Origin of the sequence: Oceanobacillus damuensis, assembly GCF_001618145.1 — a bacterium.
Lineage (GTDB): Bacteria > Bacillota > Bacilli > Bacillales > Amphibacillaceae > Oceanobacillus > Oceanobacillus damuensis.
The window spans coordinates 1-665 of record NZ_LQNF01000071.1 but is presented as its reverse complement, the minus strand read 5'-3'; the positions used below and the strand labels follow the sequence as shown (position 1 = coordinate 665).

The 665-nt window shown below is 52.8% G+C and carries 6 tRNA genes; all 6 read left to right on the top strand.

Annotated features, from left to right (window positions below):
- Nucleotides 1–84 precede the first annotated feature (84 nt).
- Nucleotides 85–160: transfer RNA gene (locus tag A4245_RS19440), tRNA-Lys, on the top strand.
- Nucleotides 161–163: 3 nt separating this feature from the next.
- A tRNA-Leu gene (locus A4245_RS19435) sits at nt 164–245 on the top strand.
- A gap of 20 nt (nt 246–265) precedes the next feature.
- A tRNA-Gly gene (locus tag A4245_RS19430) sits at nt 266–340 on the top strand.
- 7 nt (nt 341–347) lie between these two features.
- Nucleotides 348–436, top strand: a tRNA-Leu gene (locus A4245_RS19425).
- Between the two features lie 3 nt (nt 437–439).
- A tRNA-Arg gene (locus tag A4245_RS19420) sits at nt 440–516 on the top strand.
- Nucleotides 517–522: 6 nt separating this feature from the next.
- A tRNA-Pro gene (locus A4245_RS19415) sits at nt 523–599 on the top strand.
- The last annotated feature ends 66 nt before the right edge of the window (nt 600–665 follow it).

Here is a 665-nt window from a genome sequence, read left to right as displayed (position 1 = left end):
GGTTCAAGTCCTCTGGCCGGCACCATCTTTTTTATACAAGTTAATAAGCGGAATATTTATATGATGCTTCATAACTCATTTTGTGAGCCATTAGCTCAGTCGGTAGAGCATTTGACTTTTAATCAAAGGGTCGAAGGTTCGAATCCTTCATGGCTCACCATTTGCGGGTGTGGCGGAATTGGCAGACGCGCTAGACTTAGGATCTAGTGTCTTCGGACGTGGGGGTTCAAGTCCCTTCACCCGCATCATTTATAAATTGCTAAGCGCGGAAGTAGTTCAGTGGTAGAACACCACCTTGCCAAGGTGGGGGTCGCGGGTTCGAATCCCGTCTTCCGCTCCAAGCCCTTGCCGGGGTGGCGGAACTGGCAGACGCACAGGACTTAAAATCCTGCGGTAGGTGACTACCGTACCGGTTCGATTCCGGTCCTCGGCACCATATGCGCCCGTAGCTCAATTGGATAGAGCGTTTGACTACGGATCAAGAGGTTAGGGGTTCGACTCCTCTCGGGCGCGCCATTATATCGGGAAGTAGCTCAGCTTGGTAGAGCACTTGGTTTGGGACCAAGGGGTCGCAGGTTCGAATCCTGTCTTCCCGACCATTTATTTAAGGGGCCTTAGCTCAGCTGGGAGAGCGCCTGCCTTGCACGCAGGAGGTCAGCGGTTCG